Below are 23,795 nucleotides of genomic sequence, written 5' to 3'. Positions count from 1 at the left end.
TATGATATTTATAATAAAAATAAGCGTGGTACCCGAGGTACCACGCTTATTTTCTTACTGGGGTTTTGTCCCAGCCTCTTTTGCTTATGATGTTCGAAATAATGGTAATGTACAGCAACGGAAGGATCCGCCAGATTTAATAATTTCGGAAAAAGGTACCTCGATGATTTGAAAACCCATTTCAATCAATTTCTGGTTCATCCGTTTATTTTCAGGCAGGCTAATAATTTGCTTGTTTCCAAGAGAAAGTACATTTGGCCCTAAGTGGAATTGTTCCTCTTCAGTTACTTCGATAAGTGTATACGTTTCTTTTAGCTGGAGATAAGCATCAGAATCCATAGCAGGTGGGTAGATTAATGCAGTTTGTTCATCAATAATATTGAAAATGCAGTCTAAATGAAGAATATCCTTGCGCAATTTAATCGGAAATACTTCATGAGTTGGCAGCTGACTTTGGAGAATAGCTACCGCCTCTTTAGAGGTACGGTCACTGATTCCAACCCAGACTTTTGAATGATCAACAATGACATCTCCGCCTTCAATTGATGGGGTTTTGAAAGGAAAGTAAGCAATTTTGTTTTGCTGAAGCCAATCTAATAATACATCTTGCTCTTCTTTGCGAATGTTTTCTTTCATGGCAGCAACAAAAAATGTATTTCCAATCGTAAACCCAATATCTCGTGTGAACACCTGCTCATTTAAGTGCTCGAGTTCGTTTAGTTTGATAACATCAACACCAACAGAATCCATTTGACTGATAAGGTTGGCATGTTGCTGTATTGCTTTTGTTTGATTTATATTATCGTTTACATAGTGCTCTTGGGTTTGATTGATCACTTCATTAATTTGCATGTAGCGCGGAGAAACAGTAATCACTTTTTTCAATGGATCGTATTCATTATGACAGTTAACAGCTTCCTTATTTGTTGTACCTGTATTCAATTCATTCTCCTCCGATCACTAGTCGATTACTTATCTCGTATATGTAGTATATGCTTTGTATAATTGGATTGCTGCAATAACCGCGTATGGAATTCTGATGTTTATCCAAATAATATGGGTGATTTATGGTCCATATTATTTGGATTTCTTGTGCTTCTTTTCATTTGGGATATATTTTGTATAATACGCTGCGGTTAATAAACAAATAATAGCTAATCCCCAAGCTGCGATACCAGCCCAGTAAATGTCAGACATAACCCCAATGAGAATAATGATCCCACTTAAAGCAATGAAAATAGATGTAAGATATCGTTTCACAATCAACACCTCAGTAATTATATGTATAAATTGGGATTACTAATATAGGAAATTTTTCTTATTACTATTATTATAGCAAAAGCCCAAATGAATTACACACGACTTTACCTACGTACAAAAGAAATTTATTCTTACGTGCATCCAATTTCATTTTAGGAAGATATGAAAGGATGGCACATTTCCAAAATAATGACTTTATCGAATGTTACATTTTCTACTCACATTTTGTCGCAACGATGATATGATAGAGACAAACACAGGTTAGGAGAACGATATATGAATAAGCAGAAAGTTCTTTTGTCTACGTTATTATGTGTAATTACTTTTATTTTATTTGGATGTGCTGAAACTACTGTTGTAACGAGCAGTAAAGAAAATACAGTTAGAAGTTCAGTAGTTACCTATAAGGAAATTCCAAGCTATAGTCAAGAAATTACAATCTCAGCGATTGGTGATATTCTTATCCATAGTCCTGTCTATATGGATGCGAAGACAGAAGGAGGATATGATTTCATTCCGATGCTTGAAAGTGTCAAGGACACGTTAGAAGCTTCAACGATATCTGTAGCTAACCAAGAGACGATGATTGGTGGGGAAGAGCTTGGGTTATCAACATATCCTTCTTTTAATAGCCCTTTTGAAGTTGGTGATGCATTGAAAGCGGTAGGTGTGAACGTTGTTACACTGGCAAATAATCATACGTTAGATCGTGGTGAAGATGCGATTCAAAATGCAATCGAACAATGGGAAACGATTGATATGATGTACACCGGGGCATATAAAGATCAACGAGATCGAGAAAATCTACGAGTCTATGAAACGGAGGAAGGAATTTCAGTAGCTTTCCTTTCCTATACGTATGGGACAAATGGGATTCCCGTGCCAGAGGGAAAAGATTATTTAGTGAATCTGATTGATAAAAATCGCATTGCCGAAGAGGTAGCGCTAGCAAAGGAAGAAGCAGATGTTGTTACATTAAGTCTTCATTTTGGAAATGAAAATGAACGAATGCCAAATGAAGAGCAAAAGGAGCTCGTTCAATTTGCTGCTGATCAAGGTGTTGATATTGTGTTTGGACATCATCCACATGTATTGCAGCCAATGGAGTGGGTAACAGGTAAAGATGGAAATGAAACGTTTGTAATGTATTCCCTGGGAAATTTTATCTCGAATCAGCAAGAGCTGTATCAGCGAATTGGAGGAATATTAAACCTATCGATTACGAAAACAGTGACAGGTGATGAGAAAGAAATTGAGATTCACTCTCCGACATTCATACCGACCTATGTCACATTTACAGACGATTGGACAAACTATGAAGTGAAGCCAATGTACCAATTAACAAATGATGAGCTTAAAGGAGCAAGTGACCACTATAATGAAATCAAAGCGCATTTGTCGCAATGGATGCCAGAGCTTGAGTTCATTGAAGAGTAAATCGATATCCATCTTCTAAGCAGGAGATGGATATCGATTTTTTTAAAAAAACTTTTACAAATCGTTAACATAACTTTTTCTATAAATAACAAGTTTTTTTTGGTATGATAAACATTGCAGTTCTTTTAGATAGTACATAAAGGAGATCGTTAATAAATGGAATGGAGAAATATATATCGTGGCATATTAATGGGAGCTACAGACTTAGTTCCTGGTATAAGTGGTGGAACGATTGCTGTATTACTAGGAATATATGATAGGTTGATTGCTGCAATCAGCGGCATCTTTAGTAAGGAATGGAAAAAACATATCGGATTTTTAATTCCCTTAGGACTTGGGATGGTAATCGCCATCTTTTTGCTTGCGAGTTTGATAGAATGGCTGTTTGAGCATTACCCGGGACCAACGCAGTTCTTTTTTCTCGGCTTAATCCTTGGGGTCCTGCCATATTTATTTTATAAAGCAGAAGCTAAGCAGAAATTTAAATCGAAGCATTATGTGTTGTTGGGGATTGGGGCAATTGTTGTTGCGATGATGGCTTTTCTAAATCCAAATGAAGGAACAGTAATTGAAAATGTTACAACCTCTACTTACATCTTGCTTTTCTTTTCAGGATTTATTGGAAGCAGTGCAATGATTATTCCGGGTATTAGTGGGTCGTTTATGCTATTGCTTATTGGTGTATACGCCACAATCATCTCAGCTATAAGTAATCTTTATTTCGATATTATTATCGTTACTGGATTAGGAATTGCGATAGGATTTATTGTGATGAGCAAGGTTGTCTCATTTTTCCTGAATCATTATTATACCGGTACATTTGCTGCAATCATTGGATTGGTTATAGGCTCGAGCGTTGCTGTCTTCCCTGGATGGCCAGAGAGCGTGCCGATGCTGCTTGTTAGTGTGGCAACCTTTATCGCAGGTCTTCTTGCTGCCATTATGCTTGGAAGAATCGAATACAAGTAACGTGAAAAAGAAGTAAAAGAAGCGTATAATCGTTGTTAAAAGGAAAAAGGAGTGAGCACGAATGGAAGCTATTCAAACAGTTGAACAGTTCAATGAAATTATTCAAAGTGAAGAACCAGTAATTGTTAAATTTTATGCAGACTGGTGTCGTGATTGTAAAGTGCTGGACATGTTTATTGGTGACGTTATAAAAGATTTCAATAACTATAAATGGTATGAAGTGAACAGTGATGAAGTAGCAGGTGTTGCAGAAAATCATCAGGTAATGGGAATCCCAAGCATTTTGATTTTCCAAAATGGTGAGAAGCTTGCCCATCAGCATAGCGCCTATACAAAGTCACCTGAGTCTGTCTCGGAATTTTTACAACAGCAATTAGGTTAATGAAACGCCCGATCATGTTTGGAAATGATCGGGTGTTGTTTTTTATATCATTATTGTTAATGAACCATTTAAGCAAACGTAAACGTTAAATTTTTACCTTGCTTTATAAATAAAGAAGCATTTTCTAAATTCACCGCACCGTTTTCTACACGTAACGAATATGTCTGAACATCATGAGGAGTCATAACAGTATCAAGCTTTTGTTCATTGATTGAATCGCTGTCTTTGGGAACATTTTTCTCAGCACCCCATTCAATTAAAAAGGGAAGTACAGTGCTTTCAGAGGCTGGAAAAAGCATGCGCCAATTTAATGTCGAACCATCCGGTCTTTTCCTGCTACCAGGAATTGGGCCAGTATAGCTTATATCCTCTGCATTAAAATGCGCTATATATGCATCCATTTGATTGGTGCGAAGGGCATATTGAATCGGCGCTTCCACATGATTAGCTAAGGCTGCGACAAGTTGGTGAATCAATGGGTTACCAGATTTTCTCGCGAGGACTTCGTCGAAAATACCAAGCCATTCGATATAACAATCATTTTTAAAATAGGCCAAGTAATTGTACGTTCCCCAATGATGGTGCTTCCCTCCTTGGATAACTTTAACGCTATATTTCGTTGCAAATTGCTGTGCTGTTTTTTTAGGATCGCTTGCAGCGATAATGAGGTGGTCTAATGCTAACATAGTGAACACCCTTCCGTTAAAATGTGTAATAGGGACTATCGTTCTATCGAGAGTTCTTATAGTATAATAATAGCAAATAAAATTATAAAATTGAAAAAGTATGGATACTTAGATTGAAAGTTGGTGGCGAATTTGAGTGAAGCTAAGATACTGATTGTGGAGGACGAGCGGAAAATTAGCCGTGTTCTGCAACTGGAGTTAGAATATGAAAACTATCAAACTGAAATTGCTGCAGATGGAAAACAGGCACTTCAGTTAATCGAAGAGCAAGCATGGGACCTCGTCTTACTAGATATTATGATTCCGGAATTAAGTGGATTAGAGGTACTTCGGAGAGTGAGAAAAAAAGACGAAACGACCCCGATTATCTTATTGACAGCAAGGGATGAGGTTCATGATAAAGTAAGTGGATTAGATCTTGGTGCCAATGATTATATTACAAAGCCATTCCAAATTGAAGAATTGCTTGCACGCATCCGCGTGCATTTAAGAAAGCCAGTTCAAAAACAAACTACTGGCGAGCTGCTTACAGTTGGTGATCTTGCTGTAAACTTGAATGGTCATGAAGTTAAACGATCAGAGAAATTAATAGAGCTAACACCCCGTGAATTTGATTTGCTTGTCTGCTTGTTAAAAAATAAAAATATCGTATTAACGAGAGAGCAGTTAATTGAGCAAGTATGGGGATTTGACTATTATGGTGATACGAATGTGGTGGATGTATATATTCGTTATTTAAGACAAAAGATTGATAAAGGCTTTGACGAAGCATATATTCTCACTGTTAGAGGTGTTGGATATACCATAAAGGATAACGGCGCATGAAATTAAGGACCAAAATAAAATTATTGAAATTGCGGACAAAAATACAATTATTTTCAAGCATATTTATGCTTGTACTTGTCTTATTAGTTAATACATCGATTTATTTTTTGTTTTATAAAATAGCTGCAGACAGTGAGCTTGACCAATTGGCCGTTCAAATGGATGCACTTACCGAAGCATTAGCAGATAATCCCGATATAACGAATGAGGAAGCGAAGAATTTAATCAAAGCTTACCTCCCCACAAATGGGATGATTCGTGTAATTGATGAAAATGATAGAGAGATTATTTTACAAACCAAGGATGGTTCATATAGGACTTTGCCGTGGGAGTACGTGACGGCAGAAGAGAAAACAATTGATTCTCAACTTAATGGACCAGATATCGCTATTATTACAAGACCTGTTATATGGAATAACGGGGAAATCGTGACCGTGCAGCTTTCCAATCATCTCAATTATTTGCAAGAAACAATGAAGACGTTATTTTATGTACTCATCGTAGCAGGTGCAATTATGCTGATACCATCCATTATTGCAGGGACACTGCTAGGGCGATTTTTATTAAATCCGATTCAGAAATTAATCCAAACGATGAAGGATAATACGAAGCATGCCAAGTGGCAAAAAATCGATTTAGAAAACCGTTCTAAGGATGAGCTTTACGAGATGGAAATGACGTTCAATGAAATGATCGATTATTTAAGAGATAACTTTGAAAAACAGGAAATCTTTGTTTCGAATGCTTCCCATGAACTGAAAACACCAATTCAGATTGTCAAAAGCTATGCACAGCTACTAGAACGTCGGGGGATGGAAAATCCAGAGTTGCTGCAAGAGTCAATTGAAGCAATTGATTCAGAGGCAGATCGAATGAAAAAGCTCGTGGAACAGCTTTTATCGCTCGCAAAAAATCGACAAGCACAAGAAATGAATCGTGTTGATCTCGGAGAGCTTACCGAGGAGACGGTAGAAACATTTGAGAAGGCTTATACACGTGAAATTAATTTCCAACAAAATGCGGATGACTTAATTGTTCATGGTAACCGAGATCAACTTGAGCAGGTCATTTATATACTGATTGAAAATGCTATTAAATATAGCGATGAAAAAATAAATGTGAGTGCTTCAAAAATAAATGATGATGTGATTATTCAAGTAAAGGATCATGGACAAGGAATACGTGAAGATGAACTGGAGCGAATATTTGACCGTTTCTACCGCGTGGATAAAGCGAGAAGCAGGGAAACTGGTGGAACAGGACTCGGTCTAGCAATTGCGAAGGTAATTACAGAGGAGCATCATGGAGAAGTTTCTGTATCCAGTAAAGTTGGAGAAGGTTCGACCTTTACGCTCTGTTTGCCGTATAGGGAGTAGCATAGCTTTTGTTTTTATAATAGTAAAATGGATTCTATAACGGGAGGAGTACATCTATGAAGAAAAAGCTAATTATTGCTGGAGCATGTCTCATTGGAGTATTTGCTTTAGTATTTGGTATTTATCAATCTGGTGCTTCATCCTCCGACCCAGAATTGTCGAAGGAAGAAGTTGAAAAGCTTGTTCAAGAGCAATATCCAGGAACAGTAACAACAACTGAACTAGAAAAGAATGAAGCCGGTGCAGTTTATAAAGTAAGAATTGAAAGCAAAGGAAATAACTATGCTGTTACATTGGATGGAAATACTGGTGAAGTGATTGACTTAGAAATATTAGGTGAAGCAGTAACTGAAAACAGCCAAGAAGCCGATAATAATCATACAGAAGAGACTGATTCCAAGAAAGAACCTGGTACGAATAATGAACCTGAACAATCCGAGGAGAATAAGGAAAACAATTCCTCTAATGCAATGCTTAGTCAGGACGCGGCTAGGGAGATTGCACTGAATGAATTTGCCGGAACTGTCGTTGATATTGAATTGGATGAGGATGATGGAAGAACAATTTATGAAATAGAAATCGAGAACGGAGACGATGAGGCAACGGTTGAAATCGATGCCTACACCGGAGAAATTTTAGTCTTGGACATTGATATTGATGATTAAGATGTGACTGGTAGCATAAGATGCTGCCAGTCTTTTTTTATAAATTTTTAGTAAAAAAGTCCTCTGATAAAAACTTAATTTTATTCTCATCAAATTCTAATCTTATTCACAGTGCACTTTCATTCCATCTGTTTAAGATAAAGGTAACAAGAAAACAAGGAGGAATTACAAATGAAAAAGAAATTAGGTATTGCAATTGGTACTGTAACAGCGGCAGCAGTTATCGGGATGGGAGTCTATCACTCAGATGCAGCGCAAGCAAATCCAACGTTATCTTCAGAAGAAATTAGTGATCTGATTCAAAATCAATATCCAGGAACGGTTTCAGAGTTGGAAGTTGATAAGAAAGGTGATAAAGCTGTATATGAAGTTGAGATTCAAAGTGATGGCGTAGAATATGAATTAAAATTAGATGGCGATACAGGTGAAGTTTTAAACGAGAAGCACAAAGAAACAAATGCCAGCAAAAAGAATGAAAGTGAAGGTACAGCTGAACAGGACAAATCGCTTGAAAATTTAATCGGGGATCAACAAGCAAGAGAAATTGCATTGAAGGAATTCGATGGAACAATCAAAGAGTTTGAGCTAGATGAGGATGACGGACGCTTCGTATATGAGTTGGAAATAATAAACGGCGATAAAGAGGCTGAATTTGAAATTGATGCATTAACCGGAGAGATTTTAGAAATGGAAATTGATACAGAGGACGACTGATAAATCTGGTCTGAAAAAGGGGGGAGAGAAATGAGTAAGAAGCTTACTATTTTGCTAGGTGCGATCATCACGGTTACAATCCTGGGGCTTGGCATTTCGCATTCGCTTATTGTAAAAGCTGAGCCTAACCTTACCAGAAAAGATGTTATGGCACAGGTTGAAGATCAATACCCAGGGAAGATTACAGAAGTAGGGTTGGATGACGAATCAAAAAATCCAGTTTATAAAGTCAATCTAGAAATTGATAGTCAAAAATATAATCTGTTAATTGATGGGAATACTGGTGAGGTATTGGAGTTAACCGAAAAATCCCAAGCAAATAAATCAGAGGCTGATCAGGAAGTTAAACCAACCGCAAATAAACAGGAAAACCAAAATAACAAAGAAATCAGTATAAAAGAAAAAGAAAAGCAATCCGTGAATCAACAAAATAGTGACACGAGTGAAGATTCAAAACCAGAAGCCGAAAAAGCAGCTGCAAAATCAACTGATACAACCACCGATGAAACGAATGAATCTGAGCCTAAATCGAAGCAACAGCAAGGGAAAAAAGCAGTAATTGGAATGGATAAAGCGCGAAGTATAGCCTTAGCTGAGTTTCCAGGAACGGTAGAAGGAATTGAACTGGACGATGATGATGATCGTCTTATCTATGAGATTGAAATAGAAAATGGAGAAAATGAAGCAGAGGTAGAGATCGATGCCTATACAGGAGAAATTCTATTCATGGACTTGGAAATTGATGATTGATGTAAAGCGCCTGCCTTATGACAGGCGCTTTACATTGGAAATTATTTCAATTACATCCTACATGAAATAAAGCACCATTCCACGTCGCTAAAGCACCAAATGCAGAAATAAAGCACCAACCCACTTCGCTAAAGCACCAAACGCAGAAATAAAGCACCATCGCATCTCGCTAAAGCACCAAACGCTGAAATATAATACCACTCCCCGACGACTCTAACGAGAGAAATAAAGCCAGATTCCTCATCCCCTATATACCCGATCTCCTCGAAAGTGTTATACAGTCACACGAAAATTATCCTTCACGGTTGCTGGAACGGTTTTATGATTTTCAAAATATGCTCGAATCAATTCAACTGTATCCTTTTGAATTTCTTTAATGACAGGCTTATTTTTAAACATATCGTAATTCCCACCACCGGAAGCACGGTAATTATTTAATACAACTTGATAGCTTTTATTGCTTTCCAGTTCCTGACCATGATAGGTAATGGCAGTTACGCGTGACCCGACTGGGTTAGCGGCATGAATGGTGTAATCAATACCTTCCCACATATCATAGTTGTAGTGCTGTGGTTTTGGCTCTATATAGCTTGGATTAACGGTTAGTTTATCGTTAACTACGGTGAAGTATTCTGCACTTTTTTCTAAGGCTGCTTTAATCGCTTCTCCAGTTAACTCAAGAACGACAAGCGTATTTGGATACATATAGTTTGATACGATATCTCGCATTGTAACAACGGACTTAAACCCTGTTGAGGCATTGTTTAAAAGGGAAGTCACCGAAATATCCACCCCGCTTTCAGCAATTTGCACATCCTGAATAAATTGAATAAATGGATGTTTGTTTACACGTGCTTCAAGGGGGGAGGTGATTGTCATATCTCCTTCAATGGACCCAATCGGTTGATCCAGCCATTCCTGAGTCGATGCTTCTATATCCTGCATATAGTTGATAATTTCTGAGTCTGTTTTTGTATTTTCTAATGTATGGAGGCTGCCTGCCTTTTTGGTAATATACCACGTTCCATTCTTATCTTCTAAATCAATTTGAACTTTCCCATAAACTTGTCCATTATTTCCAGGCTGGAGGATAAGCGCATCATGAAGAACATCGTTTAATTGACGATGCTGGTGTCCGGTTAACAAAACATCGATCCCTTTAATATGTTCACACATTTGATAGGCTTGGTTTTCTCCAGTGAAAGGTTCTGTTGGTTCTCCAGTTGCTAAATCTCTTTCAAACCCACCATGGTAAGAAGCGATGAGTACGTCTGGATTTTCAACCTCTCGAATTGTTTTAACCCAGCTTTCTAATGTTGTAAATGCATCCTGGAAATGAAGCCCTTTAATATGTGCCGGAGCTTCCCAATTTGGGATGTAATGGGTTGTGACACCAACAATGGCTACTTTAATGCCATTTTCCATTGTTTTTACGATATACGGTGGTCCGAATTTAGGTTCCTCTGTTTCTTGTTCTACTATATTTGCAGATAGCCATGGAAAACTAGATTGTTTGACTGCGTCTGTTAGTATTTTCTCTCCAAAATTAAATTCATGGTTACCAATCACAGCAGCATCAATACCGATTCGATTCATGATTCCAATCATCGGATTCTCATTATGGTGGTGTTCTTTTACATAATGAGTCATTAATGGTGTTCCTTGAATAAGGTCACCGTTATCAACTACAATTACGTTTTCTTCCTGTTGCCGGATTCGTTTTACAGCGGTAGCGTATTTAGCTAAACCAATTGGCGCATCCTCGTTTGTCCCATATAAAATAGGCATTGCGTTTCCGTGAATGTCACTCGTGTAGAGTAACGTGATTGATGACCTTCTATGCAAAATAAAACATCCTTCCTACAGTAAAGATGCCCCAAAGGTTATCTTAGGGACATCATAATTATTATAATTGTCTTAAAAGAGGTTGTTCAAAAAATCCGTTTTATCCTCCTTGAATGCTTAAACAATTTTACGTCTTATTCTTGCAGATGCAAAGTCGATAATGGTTACGACAATGATAATTGCAAGTAAAATCGTTCCCATCTCATTCCAGTTTCGGTTGTTGGATGCAAAGATAATCATTGTACCGATACCACCTGCTCCAACGATACCTAAGATGGAGGATGCACGAATATCTACCTCAAAACGATAAATCGCATAGGATAAGAACTCCGGTGTTATCTGTGGAATTACTCCATAGAATAGAATTTGTATTTTATTTGCACCACTTGCTTCCATTGCTTCTACAACGTTCATATCGATGGATTCGATGATTTCGGAGAACATTTTCCCGAGCATTCCTGTTGAGCCAATCGCGATGGCAAGAACCCCAGCGAATGCATTTGGACCAACAGCAACAACAAATAGGATTGCTAAAATAATATCTGGAAATGCACGTACCGCAGATAAAATCCATTTCCCAATTGTTGAAGCAATGACACCGCCCATCATATTGCGGGCAGCGAGGAATGCCAATGGAACAGCAATAACAGCTGCCATTAGGGATCCTGCAAATGCAATAAATACGGTTTCGAGCATGCTCATGGCTACATCGCTAGTTGCTGACCAATCCGGGCTGAATAATCTTGGTATTACACGAGAGAAGTTATTTGCTGCACGTTCAATCGCTCGTCCCCAATCAATATCAATACTGACAAATGTCCATACATACATCGCGACGACTAGAATCAAGATACCAATATTTCTAATCTTTTTAAAGGCAGAGTTTTTTGGTTTTGGAGGTAAGGAATAATCTTTCATTATAGCAATGCCTCCCTTATTTTCGTACTAATATATTCAATAGCGATGACAACTACAAATATAAGAATAATAATCATCATGGCATTTGGATAATTGTAAAAGCCCAACTGTTGGTTCAATATTAAACCAATTCCACCTGCACCAACTAATCCCAATACAACAGAGGCACGAATATTAATTTCAAAAACATAAAGTACCAATGACGTAAACTGCGGCAGCACTTGTGGAATTAACGCATACCAGATAACTTGAAATACGTTTCCGCCAGATGCGCGCATTGCCTCCAGTGGATTCATGTCTACGGATTCAATCGTTTCACTAATCAATTTAGCTAATATACCTAGTGAAAAAATAATAAGTGCTAAGATACCAGGGAATAATCCAATACCGAATAGACCAACGAATATAACTGCTAATACTAAATCAGGTATCGTACGCAATAAATTTAAAAACGTACGTGTTACAATATACAATGGTTTAAAGGTTGTTACATTTTCTGCGGCTAATAAAGCAAGTGGGACGGTAAGAATTGCCGCGACAGTTGTGGCGATGATCGCCATTTGTATTGTTTCTACCATAGGCCCCCATATCGCTGAAATGACAGCTGTGTTTGGCGGGAAGAACTTTTCAATTACGTTAAACATATTGCTTAGTGCACCACTAAAACCACCAGCCATTTGTTGCTGTGTCCAAGACATACTAAATAAATAAATTCCAAGGACAACAAAAAATATAACGGTTACCTGCAATTTTGTCTTCGCGGGGTAAATTGCTGGCACCTTTTTAGGAGTTGTAGAGTTGGTTTCATTTGTCACGATTTATCCGCCCCCCCACGCAAGTCATCCTCACGTATCGAACGGCCATAAATTTCTTCAAAGGTGCTTTCCGAGACTTCTGAAACTGGCCCATCAAACACGACCTCGCCTGCTCGCATTCCAATAATGCGGTCTGCATATTCCATTGCCATATCAATAAAGTGCAGGTTAACGATCGTTGTAATATTATCCTCTTTATTGATTTTCTTTAAATAGGTCATTACTTGATGAGAAGTTGGCGGATCAAGTGATGCAACAGGCTCGTCAGCTAAAATATACTTCGGTTGCTGGGTAAGTACACGAGCAATACTAACACGCTGTTGTTGCCCACCACTTAATTCATCCGCGCGATTGTAAATTTTTTCTGCGATATTTACACGTTGCAGGCTCTCATATGCTAAGCCGATATCTTCTTTTTTATATAAATTTAAGATAGAACGCAGCGTACTTGTATGCCCAAGACGACCAGCTAAAACATTTTTAAGCACGTTTGAGCGCTTAACTAAATTATAGTTTTGAAAAATCATCCCTGTTTTTGTGCGGAGTTTTCTCATATCAGAACCACGATATTTAAGAATGTCTTCGTTATCAACAAGAAGAGAACCGGAAGTTGGTGTAACTAAGCGGTTGATACTGCGGATAAAGGTTGATTTACCGGCTCCAGATAAACCTACAATAACAATAAATTCTCCATCGTTAATTGTAACGTTAATCTTTTTTAACCCCTCCGTGCCGTTTGGGTACACGAGTCCTACGTCTTTAAATTCGATCATCGTATGTATTTCCTCCAATTTAAAATAAAAGTAAAGCTTGATGTTTTATACAAGCCTATTGCTAGTATACTAGATTGTGAACTACCCACCACTTATTAACCTACCGTTCTAATTGAAGTGGGGGCTTCTCGACTTATCGTTGCTTTTACTAGCCAACGAAAACAGACCGAGCTAACCCTCTTGTTCCAAGAGTTCTTGTTTTTATGCTAAAGCCAATAGGCGAATCCCTTCATTTTTGATATTGATGGCTGAATTGTAGTCACGTTCTGCCACGTAACCGCATGAACAGCGATAGGTGCGTTCAGATAGTTTCATCGTTTTTTCTGCACCGCAACAAGAACACTTCTTAGTAGAAGGGAACCACTTATCAATTTTCACAAGTTGTTTCCCTTGTTCTTTTAGCTTATAACCTAGAAAAGTAGTGAACATACCCCAACCATTGTCGTGAACACTTTTCCCAAAGCGAAGGGCTTGACACATACCTTTCATGTTCAAGTCCTCAATCACGACAGCATCAAAGGTAGAAGCTAATTCTTTTGACTTATGGTGAAGGAAATTCATGCGTTGGTTGGCTACCTTTTCATGTAATTTAGTCACTACTAGACGTTGCTTGTTCCAACGTGCAGAACCTTTTTTACGCTTGGATAGAATGCGTTGTTCTTTCGCTAACTTTTCTGACATTACACGATAGTAGCGAGGATAATTGGCTTTCTCATTCTCACTGCTCACGTATAATTCAGCCATAGCAAAATCTAGCCCAACGACAGTTTCTATTTTTTTAGGCTGTATGTCTTTTTCGTATTCCGTTAGTACGGAAACATAGTATTTACCTGAATTTGTTCTTGAGATGGTACAAGATTTCAGTTTGTAATTTTCAGGAATTTCTCTATGCTGTTTGATTTTTACAAGTTTCAGTTTAGGTAACTTGATATGACCATCTTTCAATTCGATGTTTCCATTGACTAGATTAGTTGTATAAGATTGTTTTGCTTTACGGTTCTTGAACGTTGGAAATTCAGCATTACCTTCAAAGAAATTCTGATAGGCAGTCTGCAAGTTGATTTGTGCGTTCGCTAAAGCTAGTGAATCCACTTCTTTTAGGAATGGAAATTCACCCTTATATTTCGCAGGAGTCGGAAACTTTTGCTTTTTAAGTGTTTCTTTATCATCCTTGAACTTTTCATACGTTTCTTTGCGTTCTCCTAACATCTTATTGTAGACAAAACGAACACTACCAAACGTTTTGGCTAATAATACAGCTTGTTCTTTATTCGGTAATAAACGAAATTTGAAAGCTTTGTTTTGTTTCGTCATATCAATTCACCTCACTTTTGACCTTGATTTTCAATATATTTCTTGATGGTATCTATTGGAGCGCCGCCTGTTGTAAGTAGACAGAAACTCCTTGACCAGAACATCTCTTTCCAACGTTTTTTTCTGATAGGTGGAAAGTTTCTCTTTATCAATCGAGAACTTGCACTCTTATAAGCATTGATGAACTTTGATAATTCAGAGTTGGGATGTGCTTTGAATAAGATGTGAATATGGTCTTTATCGTGATTCCATTCCACTAAAGAAATGTTGTACTTACTTCCAATCTCAGCGAACATCTCTTTTGCAAAATCAGATATCTCGCTGGCGAACACTTGCCTGCGATATTTTACAACCAATACAAGGTGATAATGCATCAAGAATACTGAATGGTTATTACTATCTAATTTCATTGATATATCAATTCTTTAATCTATCTAAGACTGATTACACTAAAACCTTTGGCTAAAGCCAACCGAAATTCATCTCCCACCTACTCATTGGGCTGCGTCCTTCACATTCCTTGAGAATGGGAGACTTCTTTCGGAAAGCCGTTAAATTAAAAATAATTAAGAGATGTGGAAAAAAGGGGAGTAGTATACTCCCCTTTTACTATTTATCTAGATTGCTTATAGTTCAATGTTATCTTTGAATTTTGCGTACGTATCTTTTACAACTTGGTACTCATCGTCTGTTGCTTCGTCGATTTCATCCCAGTTGTATACTTCATTCATAATTTCGATCATTTCAGGATCTTCATTAAAGGATAAGAATGTATTTTTTATTTTTTGTACGAATTCTTTATCAAGTTCTTTCGTTACAGAAATGGTATCATTCGGGATATCTTCCGTATAATCTAGAATAGTAAGATCTTCCATGACGGTAGGATATTCTTCTTCAAGCTCTGTACGTACATCATCAAACGTTGTTGCAACATCAGCATCGCCTTCTAAAACCGTAATAGCTGAATTGTCATGACCTCCAGTTTGAACCGTACCACCGAAGAAGTTACTTTCTAATTCAGCAGCAGTATCATAACCAAATTCTTGCATTAATTGGTTAGCTGGGAAGAGGTAGCCAGAAGTAGACCCTTGGTCACCATACGCCCAAATTTTACCTTCTAGGTCTTCGAAACTCTCGATGCCGGAATCAGTGCGTACAACATATTGTGCTTTATAGGTACCTGATCCGTAGCGAATGGATTTTAAAATAACTTCCACGTCATATTGCTCGTTAGCTAATACATAACCGAATGCAGGGATAAAGCCAATGTGTACTTGGTTTGCTCCCATCGCCTCAACTAACGCATTATAGTTCGTCATAACTTGCCCTTGAACTTCAATTCCTAATTCTTCACCTAAGCGCTCTGCTAATGGCTCAATTGTATTAGCGATTGTATCTGAGTCTTGAGATGGTACAAAGCCCATTACCAATGTTTCCGGTATCATTCCCTCACTGTTTGCTGAATCATCACCGTTGCTGCTTGAATCTGATTCTGAACCTGTACTTGAATCATCTGAGCTACCACAAGCTGCTAGTACGAGTGCTAATACGGCAACAAATAACAAGCTATAAAGTTTTTTCATGTAGACCCTCCTATGTATTGTAAAAATTGTGTTACATTTCTATTAAATAGTATTCTATTCTAAAAAGCTAGTCATATTTTGGAATTTTACACATTATTTACAAACCTTTAGTCCTATATTGTCGAAATATTAATTCACTAAAACTGCGAGCTATATAACAGAAGGTTCAGATTTTTTATTTTTATCTTGAAACATTATTAGGTTTAAATTCGTATAAATAGAACCGATAAGAAAAAGGAGGCATCGACTGAATGAAAAAGTTGGATGTAACGATTGTTATTGAGAGAAAAAAGAATGAAGAAAACGAGAGAAGGGAACTGCTTTGACAGAAGAAACACTGAGAATGAAGAAGCAAGATTCGTCACTAAAGCTTTTTGTAGTATTGGCAAAGGCATATCAAGCAATTATGGAACAAGCCGAAATGGATATTAAATCAAAAGGTTTAAACCTAACGGATTTTGCTGTGTTAGAGCTACTTTTTCACAGAGGGAAGCAGCCGCTCCAAAAAATTGGAGATAAGATTCTAATGACAAGTGGGAGTATAACATATATTGTTAATAAGCTTGAGAAAAAAGGATATCTCATTCGAGAGGCAAGTCCTGATGATGGACGTGTTACGTATGCAAGGATTAGTAATGAAGGGAAAGAATTATTAAGCAGCATTTTCCCGGAGCATTGGGAGAAGCTTAAAGCGATTATGAATGGTTTAAATGATGAAGAAAAAGAGACCGCAATCGAATTGTTAAAGAAGTTAGGAACCACAATCAAGAAAATTTGATAGTGGATTTGTACAATGAATCTCAATTAGTCATTTGATTAAGGGATTCTTTTGTGTGATAAAAAATAAGCCTTTCCCACTTATTAAAATGAATGACAGCTCCCACCGAAAAGACTTCATGAGATGCTACGTTTTCTAATAATGTAATTGTAATATTTCTTGAAAGATATGGTTTAGCAGGTGCTGCTGATGGGTATTAAACAAGTATGATAAATAATGGTTTTATGTAAATATTTCAGGAGGAGTCATCAATGCGTTATTCACATGTTACAGTATATATTAGTGACAATAATTTGAAGAGCAATAAGGTAATATCTTTACTAGATAAATATAATATTACCTATAATAAGAAAAATGTATCAAGCAATCATACGTATATGGAGGAGCTTCATGAACAAGAAATTTATGGTACTCCAGCTACATTTATCGATGGAAATGAGCCTATTCTTGGCTATCAAAAAAATAAAATAGAAAATGCGTTGGGGATAAATGGTGATAACTCCGATTTTGGACTACAAATCAAACGGTTTTAGGGAATACAGGTCATGTCATCTACACACTTTTTCACAATAGAGCATAATTTATTGTAAATAGGAAAACGAAAAAGAGGTGTGTACAAATGCACTATCGACAGTATAATCAACCACATCATTCCCCTCCAGTTAATCACAACCCATACCCATATCACACATCCTATTCGAATCAGAACTGGAACGGAGTGGAACAACACCAAACTCCATATGATCTTTTCGCAAAGCCAGAACTGCCAAGTCAATGGTCTAATCAAGCCCAAACGAATATGGATTTTGCAGAATCTGGAAGTAATTCGAATATAAATTTTAATGCGAATCCGGATCCTAATTTCAGTCCGAATATGAATGCGAATCCAGGGCAGCCTTCAGCCGGCCCGATGTCCTATTTCCAAAATGGAAATGGGCAACTCGACTTTGACAAAGTTTTATCCACTGTTGGACAAATTGCAAGTACGTATCATCAAGTTTCTCCAATCATACAGCAATTCAGTTCATTGATTAAAAACTTCAGGTAAATGGGTTTTTTTGGGATAATAGGAAAGTAAATATGAGCAGAGGGCAAGCAAAAGCAAATTAAATATGGGAAAATAGAAGAAGATATAGATAAAGGTGGGAGAGTGAACAAAGGAGAGAAGTGTATGATTGGATGTTTAGTAATACATGGATATACTGGCGGACCCTATGAGGTTGATCCATTGGCAGATTTTCTAAAGGAAAACACTGACTGGCATATTGAGGTTCCAACATTACCAGGCCATGGGAAAGAACTACACTTAGAAGATGTCTCTTATAAAAAATGGATAACGGCTGCAGAAACAGAGTTGGAAAAACTACAAAGCAAGTATGAAGAAATTTATGTGATTGGTTTTTCCATGGGCGGAATGATTGCTGCATATTTAGCGGCTAAATATAAAATCGATAAGCTTGTGCTTTTAGCAACATCTGGGAAATATTTGAATTTTAGACAGATTGGATTAGACATTGCAGAAGTTATTGTGGATGGGGTAAGAGGAACGCTCGGCGAAAATAAACTTTACCATCATTACAAGAAAAAAGTGGGTACGGTTCCTTTTAAAGCTAATATCGAATTCATGAAGCTTGTTCGATTTACACGCCGTTATTTGGATAAGGTTGATTCACCAGTACTTATTGCACATGGGCAGCAGGATGGAATGGTGCCTTATAAAACTGGTTATTATTTAGATAAAGAAATCCACTCAGAAGAAAAGGAAGTTGTGTTCTTTGAAAGATCCAGGCATTTGATTTGTCTTGGAGATGATAAGGATACGTTAAATGGTATGGTATATGACTTCCTAGTAGAGAAAACAACCTAAAAGCCTACTCTCTAAAAACATTAGGGAGTAGGCTTTTATTAGCTCGGATCTTTAAAGAAGGCGATGACAAGTGCTCCTTCTCCACCGTATGTGGAAATGAGTGGCCCTGTTTCCGTTAAATAAGCATCCTTGAAATTATATTTGTTACGTATATCCGCTAACACTTTTGTGGCACGTTCTACGTCATTACAATGTGTCATTGAAATAAACTTGTCTTCCACATGCTTGGTATATTCTCCAATTTGATCAACAAATCGTCGGATTGATTTTTTATCACCACGGATTTTTTCCGCCACTTCAATAGAGCCTTCATTACTTGCGCGCATTAACAACTTAATGTTTAACGTTTTCGCAATCTTTCCCTTCACTTTATCGAGACGACCACCTAGTACAAGGTTTTCTAGCGTTTTTAAAACAAATAACGTTGTCGTTTGCTCAACACGTTCATGCAGGTGCTCAGCTAGTTGTTCATGGGAGTATCCCTCGTTTAATTTAAGCTTTGCTTCATGAAGCAAAAGGGCGATACCACAAGAAGCGGTTTTTGTATTGATTACTTCTATTTTTCTTTCTGGTTCTTCTTCAAGAAGCATCTCTTTTCCAAGTAAAGCATGATCGTACGTACTGCTCAGCTCCTTGGAAAGACTTAACATAATAATCGGTTTCTCTGGGTCCACAGCTTTATATGCTTCATAAAAATCATTTGGGCTTGGAGCAGCAGAGCGGGGGAGTTCTTTTAAATCTTTAATTTTTTGATAATAACCTGCTATATCTAATGTGATCCCACTTTTATAGTGTCCATCACTAAAATGCAAATACAATGGAACAACTTTAATATTTAAAGATTCGTTTAAGCGCTGTGGAATATCAGCACCGCCGTCTGTCATTAGTTGAATCGTCATAAATTCACCCGCTTTGTTATTGATAAGTTTTAGTATATCAGCATTTTCAAGAATAGGCATAGTTGAATTCTGAATCATTTCGAGAATCCAACAAATTGATAGGTCGTTACTGATTTCTTCTCTTTGATATCGTAACCTTCGTTTTTCTGGACGTGCTTACGATGAATAGAAATAGTCCAACGATAACAATGGTACCACCGAGAAATTGTGACCACGTAATCGTCTCGTTTAAGATAAGATATGCAAGAAGAGTTGCACCAATAGGCTCAAGGACAATTCCCATTGAAATGGTAGACGTACTTACCCACTTTAATGCCCAATTGAATAAGCTATGCCCAAAGAAAGTTGGGATAATCGCTAAGGCAATGAATGCCCACCAATGGCTCTGTGGATAACCAAAGAACTGATTGCCAAGCGCGATATTATAAAGCAACAACGTGATTGAGCTAATGGCATAAACAATAAATGTGTAGGTAATTAGCGATAGGTGCTGTCTCGCACTTTGTCCAAACAGGAAATAAACTGTTACTGCAATTGCACCAAGCAGTGCAAGGATATCTCCGAACAATGCCATTCCGCCTATTTGAAAATCTCCCCACCCAATAATGAAACTACCAAAGAGAGCGATAATCATACTTATAATCGCTCCGTAGGAAAATCTTTCTTGGAAAAGGAAATAGGTCCCAATGAAGGCGAAAATTGGCTGCATCGTTACAAGAACGACTGAGCTTGCTACAGAAGTATAATTCAGCGATTCAAACCAAAGAATAAAGTGGAGCGCTAAAAATACTCCTGCGAAAATGGAAAGTAACCAATTTTTCTTGGAGATAAGTCGAAATTCATGTCTATATTTCAATAAAATAATTGGTAGCATGATAAGTACAGCAAATAGCAATCTGTAATTAGCGATAATACCAGCAGGGGCGCTATTAGCTAACTTCACGAATACAGCTGAAGTGGAAACAGCTATTACACCGATAGCAACTGCAGCATATGGATTGAATGGAGGAAGGCGCATCATAAACATCCTTTGTAAGTTCATTTGGCAAACTCTATTTGAATTGGCCATGTAGTTTTAATATGTAAAGAGGTTAGGTGGTAGCAGTTAGAATAAATACAGAATGCCCCAATCGAGGTTAGAGTAATATTCCATTCTATTTCAATAAATATGTCCATTGTTGAAACAACAGTTTCCTACAATTGCATGTTGTGAAGCCGTACTATTAATTTTAACATGTGAAATAAAAAAAATCATTAGGCGTGAAGTAGATATAAATGCACTATCTGTGGTATGATAGGTGAAGCATTAGTTTCGAGGCCTCTTACCACGTTAGGTGAAGCCTTTTTTGTACTTTAATATGAATAAAATATAATGATACGAGTTTAGGTCTTATATTCCCTATAAATAGCTGGTATAGTTTTTTACTTGCGATTCAGCATCCACTTATCATTCTGCGGGCGGAGTAGTTAGAATGAAAATGTGATGATTGTTAACGTTAGAAGGATTTATCTGCATGTCAGGCGGGAAGATTATTTAAAGAATAAAGTATGAGAAAAATTCAGGGCCTCTTTTGCGAATAAATTTTCACAAAAAAAGGAGTCGACTATTAGGTGACAAAATTTAATGAACTGGGTGTATCAGCCCCAATTATGAAAGCATTGGAAAAGATGGGGTTTGAGGAAGCTACACCAATTCAAGCAGAGACAATTCCATTTGCATTGGAAGGTAACGATGTAATCGGACAAGCACAGACAGGTACGGGTAAAACAGCTGCATTCGGAATTCCAATGATAGATAAAATTGATTCGAAATTAAGGAAAGTTCAAGCGTTGGTCGTTGCACCAACTAGAGAGCTTGCAATTCAAGTTGCGGAAGAATTAAACCGTTTAGCGAAGTTTTCAGGTGTTCGTGCGCTTGCAATTTACGGTGGACAACATATGGATCGTCAAATTCGCGCTTTAAAAGATGGCCCGCAAATTGTTGTAGCAACTCCAGGAAGATTAATGGATCATATGCGCAGAAGAACAATTCGCACGGATGTTGTGCAAACTGCTGTATTAGATGAAGCAGATGAAATGCTAAACATGGGATTCATTGACGATATTCGCGAAATTTTAAAAAGTATTCCTGAAGATCGTCAAACATTGTTGTTCTCTGCAACGATGCCAAAAGAGATTCGCAATATCGCTACAACATTAATGAAATCACCAAAAGAAGTTAAAGTAAAAGCAAAAGAAATGACAGTTGAGAATATTGAACAGTATTTCATTGAAATTCCTGAGAAATTTAAGTTCGATACACTGAACAACCATTTAGATATTAATTCTCCAGAACTTGCAATTGTGTTCGGTAGAACGAAAAAACGTGTAGATGAGATCACGGAAGGATTACAAGCAAGAGGATATCGTGCAGAAGGAATCCATGGTGATTTAACACAAGGAAAACGTATGTCTGTCTTAAATAAATTTAAAGGCGGTCGTGTAGATGTACTTGTTGCTACAGATGTAGCGGCTCGTGGACTCGATATCTCAGGCGTTACACATGTATACAACTTTGATATTCCACAGGATCCGGAAAGCTATGTGCACCGAATTGGGCGTACAGGTAGAGCTGGACGTACTGGAGAAGCAATCTCGTTCATTACACCACGGGAAATGGCACATTTACAATTAATTGAGAAAACAACAAAAAGTAAAATGAAGCGCCTTGTTCCTCCTACGAATCAGGATGCATTACGAGGACAACAGCAAGTAACAATCGATAAGATTTTGAAAACAATTGAGAAAAAGGATCTAAAATCTTATCACGCTGCAGCAAATGATTTATTAGAAGATAATGATTCCGTGTCCGTTATTGCAGCAGCACTAAGCCTATTAACAAAAGAGCGTAGAGATGCTCCAGTTAAAATCTCTTCTGTTGCACCAATTAGTGTGAAAAAAGCACAGCGTTCTAAAGACAATAACCGTCGTTCTAACAATAAACGTTTTTACGGTCAGCGTAGAGACAGTGGCGGACGCAACCAAGGTGGAAGAAATCGTAAAGGGAATTTCCAACGTAGAAACCGCGATTAATAGTTAAACGAAAAAGCTCCTAATTAGGGGCTTTTTTTATGTTTAAGTTAATCTGCTGAAGCTTAAATTATTATATTGAAACTTTATTCCGCTCAAAACGTAAGTACCATTAGATGAAATAGAGGAGAGTGAGGTTATATGAGACAGCCACCAATGAATACGATTGCACCAGATGCTATTAAGGCATGGAAGTTAACAGGCGCCTTTTATGAGAGCATTCTTTGGTTGATTACAATTGCAGCTTGGATTATTATCTATATGTTTAAGTGGCCTTATTGGATTGGGATTTTACTTGTGATTATAAGTATTCTATCTACTTTTTTGACCGTATTAATCCTCCCTAAATTACGTTTCAGAAAATGGCGCTATGAGTTATTTGAACAAGAAATATACATACAGCATGGTATTTTAATCATGTCACGTACATTGATTCCAATGATTCGCGTGCAGCATGTTGATACAAAGCAAGGGCCATTTCTAAAAAAATATCAGCTTGCGAGTGTAACGATATCAACAGCCGCTACAACACACGAAATACCTGCTTTGCGTGAAGAAGATGCGTCAGCACTTCGTGATCGGATATCAGCATTAGCAAGGGTGGACGAAGATGATGTCTAATGCTCGTCCATATCGATTACATCCAGTATCGATCCTATTTAATCTGATAAAAACGGTTCGGGAAGGGATTTTTCTAATTGTATTTGGTTTCATTACATTCGATAGGTTCTACTTCATCCTCCTATTAGCCGTTTTTTTATTGTTAGGGACGCTTTTAAGTGTTTTGTCTTGGTACCGATTTACGTATCGGTTAGAAGCTGGCGAATTAAGAATCGAATATGGCGTTTTCATACGTAAAAAGCGTTACAT

At 37.4% G+C, this 23,795-nt stretch carries 26 protein-coding genes and 1 pseudogene; 15 read left to right on the top strand and 12 right to left on the bottom strand.

The window, feature by feature from the left end:
• Nucleotides 1-84: 84 nt before the first annotated feature.
• Entirely contained in the window at nucleotides 85-942 is an 858-nt protein-coding gene (locus F1560_RS21075; protein WP_245347883.1) for a dimethylarginine dimethylaminohydrolase family protein, read from the bottom strand.
• Between the two features lie 135 nt (nucleotides 943-1,077).
• Nucleotides 1,078-1,260: a hypothetical protein gene (locus F1560_RS21070; protein WP_149476579.1), complete on the bottom strand. Its 183-nt coding sequence runs from the start codon at nucleotides 1,258-1,260 to the stop codon at nucleotides 1,078-1,080.
• 276 nt (nucleotides 1,261-1,536) lie between these two features.
• On the opposite strand from F1560_RS21070, the gene F1560_RS21065 reads away from it, so the two are divergent.
• From F1560_RS21065 to F1560_RS21055, 3 genes are all read left to right on the top strand, one after another.
• Nucleotides 1,537-2,697 (top strand): CapA family protein, encoded by a 1,161-nt coding sequence (locus F1560_RS21065; protein ID WP_149476578.1) that lies wholly within the window; start codon nucleotides 1,537-1,539, stop codon nucleotides 2,695-2,697.
• Nucleotides 2,698-2,853: 156 nt separating this feature from the next.
• Nucleotides 2,854-3,666, top strand: coding sequence for a DUF368 domain-containing protein (locus tag F1560_RS21060; RefSeq protein WP_149476577.1), 813 nt, complete (start codon nucleotides 2,854-2,856; stop codon nucleotides 3,664-3,666).
• A 61-nt stretch (nucleotides 3,667-3,727) separates the two neighbouring features.
• Nucleotides 3,728-4,048, top strand: coding sequence for a thioredoxin family protein (locus tag F1560_RS21055; protein WP_149476576.1), 321 nt, complete (start codon nucleotides 3,728-3,730; stop codon nucleotides 4,046-4,048).
• A gap of 68 nt (nucleotides 4,049-4,116) precedes the next feature.
• On the opposite strand, the gene F1560_RS21050 is transcribed toward F1560_RS21055, so the two are convergent.
• On the bottom strand, nucleotides 4,117-4,734 hold the full coding sequence (locus F1560_RS21050; RefSeq protein ID WP_149476575.1) for a VOC family protein: 618 nt from the start codon (nucleotides 4,732-4,734) through the stop codon (nucleotides 4,117-4,119).
• 132 nt (nucleotides 4,735-4,866) lie between these two features.
• On the opposite strand from F1560_RS21050, the gene F1560_RS21045 reads away from it, so the two are divergent.
• From F1560_RS21045 to F1560_RS21025, 5 genes are all read left to right on the top strand, one after another.
• The gene (locus F1560_RS21045) at nucleotides 4,867-5,559 is read left to right on the top strand and encodes a response regulator transcription factor (protein WP_149476574.1); all 693 of its coding nucleotides are present in this window, start codon (nucleotides 4,867-4,869) and stop codon (nucleotides 5,557-5,559) included.
• On the top strand, nucleotides 5,556-6,935 hold the full coding sequence (locus tag F1560_RS21040; RefSeq protein WP_245347881.1) for a HAMP domain-containing sensor histidine kinase: 1,380 nt from the start codon (nucleotides 5,556-5,558) through the stop codon (nucleotides 6,933-6,935). Before F1560_RS21045 ends, F1560_RS21040 begins: the two co-directional genes overlap by 4 nt.
• Before the next feature lie 56 nt (nucleotides 6,936-6,991).
• Nucleotides 6,992-7,600: a PepSY domain-containing protein gene (locus F1560_RS21035; protein WP_149476573.1), complete on the top strand. Its 609-nt coding sequence runs from the start codon at nucleotides 6,992-6,994 to the stop codon at nucleotides 7,598-7,600.
• Between the two features lie 171 nt (nucleotides 7,601-7,771).
• A complete protein-coding gene (locus F1560_RS21030; RefSeq protein WP_149476572.1) occupies nucleotides 7,772-8,314 on the top strand; it encodes a PepSY domain-containing protein in 543 nt (180 codons plus the stop codon).
• A gap of 30 nt (nucleotides 8,315-8,344) precedes the next feature.
• Complete coding sequence (locus F1560_RS21025; protein WP_149476571.1) at nucleotides 8,345-9,064, top strand: PepSY domain-containing protein; 720 nt, start codon at nucleotides 8,345-8,347, stop codon at nucleotides 9,062-9,064.
• A gap of 273 nt (nucleotides 9,065-9,337) precedes the next feature.
• Here the strand turns inward: F1560_RS21025 and F1560_RS21020 are convergent, their stop codons facing one another.
• The 7 genes from F1560_RS21020 to F1560_RS20990 form a co-directional block, all read right to left on the bottom strand.
• A complete protein-coding gene (locus F1560_RS21020; RefSeq protein ID WP_149476570.1) occupies nucleotides 9,338-10,909 on the bottom strand; it encodes a bifunctional metallophosphatase/5'-nucleotidase in 1,572 nt (523 codons plus the stop codon).
• A gap of 117 nt (nucleotides 10,910-11,026) precedes the next feature.
• On the bottom strand, nucleotides 11,027-11,827 hold the full coding sequence (gene phnE / locus F1560_RS21015; protein WP_149476569.1) for a phosphonate ABC transporter, permease protein PhnE: 801 nt from the start codon (nucleotides 11,825-11,827) through the stop codon (nucleotides 11,027-11,029).
• The gene (gene phnE, locus F1560_RS21010) at nucleotides 11,827-12,642 is read right to left on the bottom strand and encodes a phosphonate ABC transporter, permease protein PhnE (RefSeq protein WP_149476568.1); all 816 of its coding nucleotides are present in this window, start codon (nucleotides 12,640-12,642) and stop codon (nucleotides 11,827-11,829) included. Before phnE (F1560_RS21010) ends, phnE (F1560_RS21015) begins: the two co-directional genes overlap by 1 nt.
• Complete coding sequence (gene phnC, locus F1560_RS21005; protein WP_149476567.1) at nucleotides 12,639-13,415, bottom strand: phosphonate ABC transporter ATP-binding protein; 777 nt, start codon at nucleotides 13,413-13,415, stop codon at nucleotides 12,639-12,641. The genes phnE (F1560_RS21010) and phnC overlap by 4 nt, the downstream gene beginning before the upstream one ends.
• Before the next feature lie 201 nt (nucleotides 13,416-13,616).
• The gene (locus F1560_RS21000; protein WP_149476566.1) at nucleotides 13,617-14,729 is read right to left on the bottom strand and encodes an RNA-guided endonuclease TnpB family protein; all 1,113 of its coding nucleotides are present in this window, start codon (nucleotides 14,727-14,729) and stop codon (nucleotides 13,617-13,619) included.
• Between the two features lie 11 nt (nucleotides 14,730-14,740).
• Nucleotides 14,741-15,139: an IS200/IS605 family transposase gene (gene tnpA, locus F1560_RS20995; protein ID WP_149476565.1), complete on the bottom strand. Its 399-nt coding sequence runs from the start codon at nucleotides 15,137-15,139 to the stop codon at nucleotides 14,741-14,743.
• Nucleotides 15,140-15,355: 216 nt separating this feature from the next.
• A complete protein-coding gene (locus tag F1560_RS20990) occupies nucleotides 15,356-16,312 on the bottom strand; it encodes a phosphate/phosphite/phosphonate ABC transporter substrate-binding protein (RefSeq protein ID WP_149476564.1) in 957 nt (318 codons plus the stop codon).
• 343 nt (nucleotides 16,313-16,655) lie between these two features.
• Here F1560_RS20990 and F1560_RS20985 point away from each other — a divergent pair, with 343 nt between their 5' ends.
• The 4 genes from F1560_RS20985 (at nucleotide 16,656) to F1560_RS20970 (ending at nucleotide 18,957) form a co-directional block, all read left to right on the top strand.
• Nucleotides 16,656-17,090, top strand: a complete 435-nt coding sequence (locus F1560_RS20985; protein ID WP_149476587.1) for a MarR family winged helix-turn-helix transcriptional regulator — start codon at nucleotides 16,656-16,658, stop codon at nucleotides 17,088-17,090.
• Between the two features lie 251 nt (nucleotides 17,091-17,341).
• Nucleotides 17,342-17,623 (top strand): glutaredoxin family protein, encoded by a 282-nt coding sequence (locus tag F1560_RS20980; RefSeq protein ID WP_149476563.1) that lies wholly within the window; start codon nucleotides 17,342-17,344, stop codon nucleotides 17,621-17,623.
• 86 nt (nucleotides 17,624-17,709) lie between these two features.
• Nucleotides 17,710-18,138: a YppG family protein gene (locus F1560_RS20975; protein WP_149476562.1), complete on the top strand. Its 429-nt coding sequence runs from the start codon at nucleotides 17,710-17,712 to the stop codon at nucleotides 18,136-18,138.
• Between the two features lie 123 nt (nucleotides 18,139-18,261).
• Nucleotides 18,262-18,957: an alpha/beta hydrolase gene (locus F1560_RS20970; protein WP_149476561.1), complete on the top strand. Its 696-nt coding sequence runs from the start codon at nucleotides 18,262-18,264 to the stop codon at nucleotides 18,955-18,957.
• Between the two features lie 38 nt (nucleotides 18,958-18,995).
• Here F1560_RS20970 and F1560_RS20965 read toward each other — a convergent pair whose 3' ends face one another.
• Entirely contained in the window at nucleotides 18,996-19,856 is an 861-nt protein-coding gene (locus tag F1560_RS20965; protein WP_149476560.1) for a DegV family protein, read from the bottom strand.
• Between the two features lie 106 nt (nucleotides 19,857-19,962).
• Nucleotides 19,963-20,874, bottom strand: coding sequence for a DMT family transporter (locus F1560_RS20960; protein WP_149476586.1), 912 nt, complete (start codon nucleotides 20,872-20,874; stop codon nucleotides 19,963-19,965).
• 593 nt (nucleotides 20,875-21,467) lie between these two features.
• On the opposite strand from F1560_RS20960, the gene cshA reads away from it, so the two are divergent.
• The 3 genes and pseudogenes from cshA to F1560_RS22235 form a co-directional block, all read left to right on the top strand.
• Nucleotides 21,468-22,928, top strand: coding sequence for a degradosome RNA helicase CshA (gene cshA / locus F1560_RS20955; protein WP_149476559.1), 1,461 nt, complete (start codon nucleotides 21,468-21,470; stop codon nucleotides 22,926-22,928).
• Nucleotides 22,929-23,066: 138 nt separating this feature from the next.
• Nucleotides 23,067-23,546 (top strand): PH domain-containing protein, encoded by a 480-nt coding sequence (locus F1560_RS20950; protein WP_149476558.1) that lies wholly within the window; start codon nucleotides 23,067-23,069, stop codon nucleotides 23,544-23,546.
• Nucleotides 23,539-23,795, top strand: a pseudogene (locus F1560_RS22235) (PH domain-containing protein); the annotation flags it as partial. The gene F1560_RS20950 and the pseudogene F1560_RS22235, both read left to right, overlap by 8 nt.

The sequence above is a fragment of the Oceanobacillus polygoni genome (assembly GCF_008304605.1).
Taxonomy (GTDB): domain Bacteria; phylum Bacillota; class Bacilli; order Bacillales; family Amphibacillaceae; genus Oceanobacillus; species Oceanobacillus polygoni.
Note: the sequence above shows the minus strand (reverse complement) of the source record. Positions and strands in the feature narration are given on the sequence as shown.

Bases quoted from the DNA above. Each gene is read 5' to 3' on its own strand.
- F1560_RS21000 (WP_149476566.1), bottom strand. From the start codon at position 14,729: ATGACGAAACAAAACAAAGCTTTCAAATTTCGTTTATTACCGAATAAA.
- F1560_RS20970 (WP_149476561.1), top strand. From the start codon at position 18,262: ATGATTGGATGTTTAGTAATACATGGATATACTGGCGGACCCTATGAG.
- F1560_RS20985 (WP_149476587.1), top strand. From the start codon at position 16,656: ATGAAGAAGCAAGATTCGTCACTAAAGCTTTTTGTAGTATTGGCAAAG.
- F1560_RS20965 (WP_149476560.1), bottom strand. From the start codon at position 19,856: ATGACGATTCAACTAATGACAGACGGCGGTGCTGATATTCCACAGCGC.
- phnE (WP_149476569.1), bottom strand. From the start codon at position 11,827: ATGAAAGATTATTCCTTACCTCCAAAACCAAAAAACTCTGCCTTTAAA.
- F1560_RS20960 (WP_149476586.1), bottom strand. From the start codon at position 20,874: ATGCGCCTTCCTCCATTCAATCCATATGCTGCAGTTGCTATCGGTGTA.
- F1560_RS21025 (WP_149476571.1), top strand. From the start codon at position 8,345: ATGAGTAAGAAGCTTACTATTTTGCTAGGTGCGATCATCACGGTTACA.
- F1560_RS20990 (WP_149476564.1), bottom strand. From the start codon at position 16,312: ATGAAAAAACTTTATAGCTTGTTATTTGTTGCCGTATTAGCACTCGTA.
- F1560_RS21065 (WP_149476578.1), top strand. From the start codon at position 1,537: ATGAATAAGCAGAAAGTTCTTTTGTCTACGTTATTATGTGTAATTACT.
- phnC (WP_149476567.1), bottom strand. From the start codon at position 13,415: ATGATCGAATTTAAAGACGTAGGACTCGTGTACCCAAACGGCACGGAG.
- F1560_RS20975 (WP_149476562.1), top strand. From the start codon at position 17,710: ATGCACTATCGACAGTATAATCAACCACATCATTCCCCTCCAGTTAAT.
- tnpA (WP_149476565.1), bottom strand. From the start codon at position 15,139: ATGAAATTAGATAGTAATAACCATTCAGTATTCTTGATGCATTATCAC.
- F1560_RS21035 (WP_149476573.1), top strand. From the start codon at position 6,992: ATGAAGAAAAAGCTAATTATTGCTGGAGCATGTCTCATTGGAGTATTT.
- F1560_RS21055 (WP_149476576.1), top strand. From the start codon at position 3,728: ATGGAAGCTATTCAAACAGTTGAACAGTTCAATGAAATTATTCAAAGT.
- F1560_RS21040 (WP_245347881.1), top strand. From the start codon at position 5,556: ATGAAATTAAGGACCAAAATAAAATTATTGAAATTGCGGACAAAAATA.
- F1560_RS21060 (WP_149476577.1), top strand. From the start codon at position 2,854: ATGGAATGGAGAAATATATATCGTGGCATATTAATGGGAGCTACAGAC.
- F1560_RS21050 (WP_149476575.1), bottom strand. From the start codon at position 4,734: ATGTTAGCATTAGACCACCTCATTATCGCTGCAAGCGATCCTAAAAAA.
- F1560_RS21030 (WP_149476572.1), top strand. From the start codon at position 7,772: ATGAAAAAGAAATTAGGTATTGCAATTGGTACTGTAACAGCGGCAGCA.
- F1560_RS20950 (WP_149476558.1), top strand. From the start codon at position 23,067: ATGAGACAGCCACCAATGAATACGATTGCACCAGATGCTATTAAGGCA.
- F1560_RS20980 (WP_149476563.1), top strand. From the start codon at position 17,342: ATGCGTTATTCACATGTTACAGTATATATTAGTGACAATAATTTGAAG.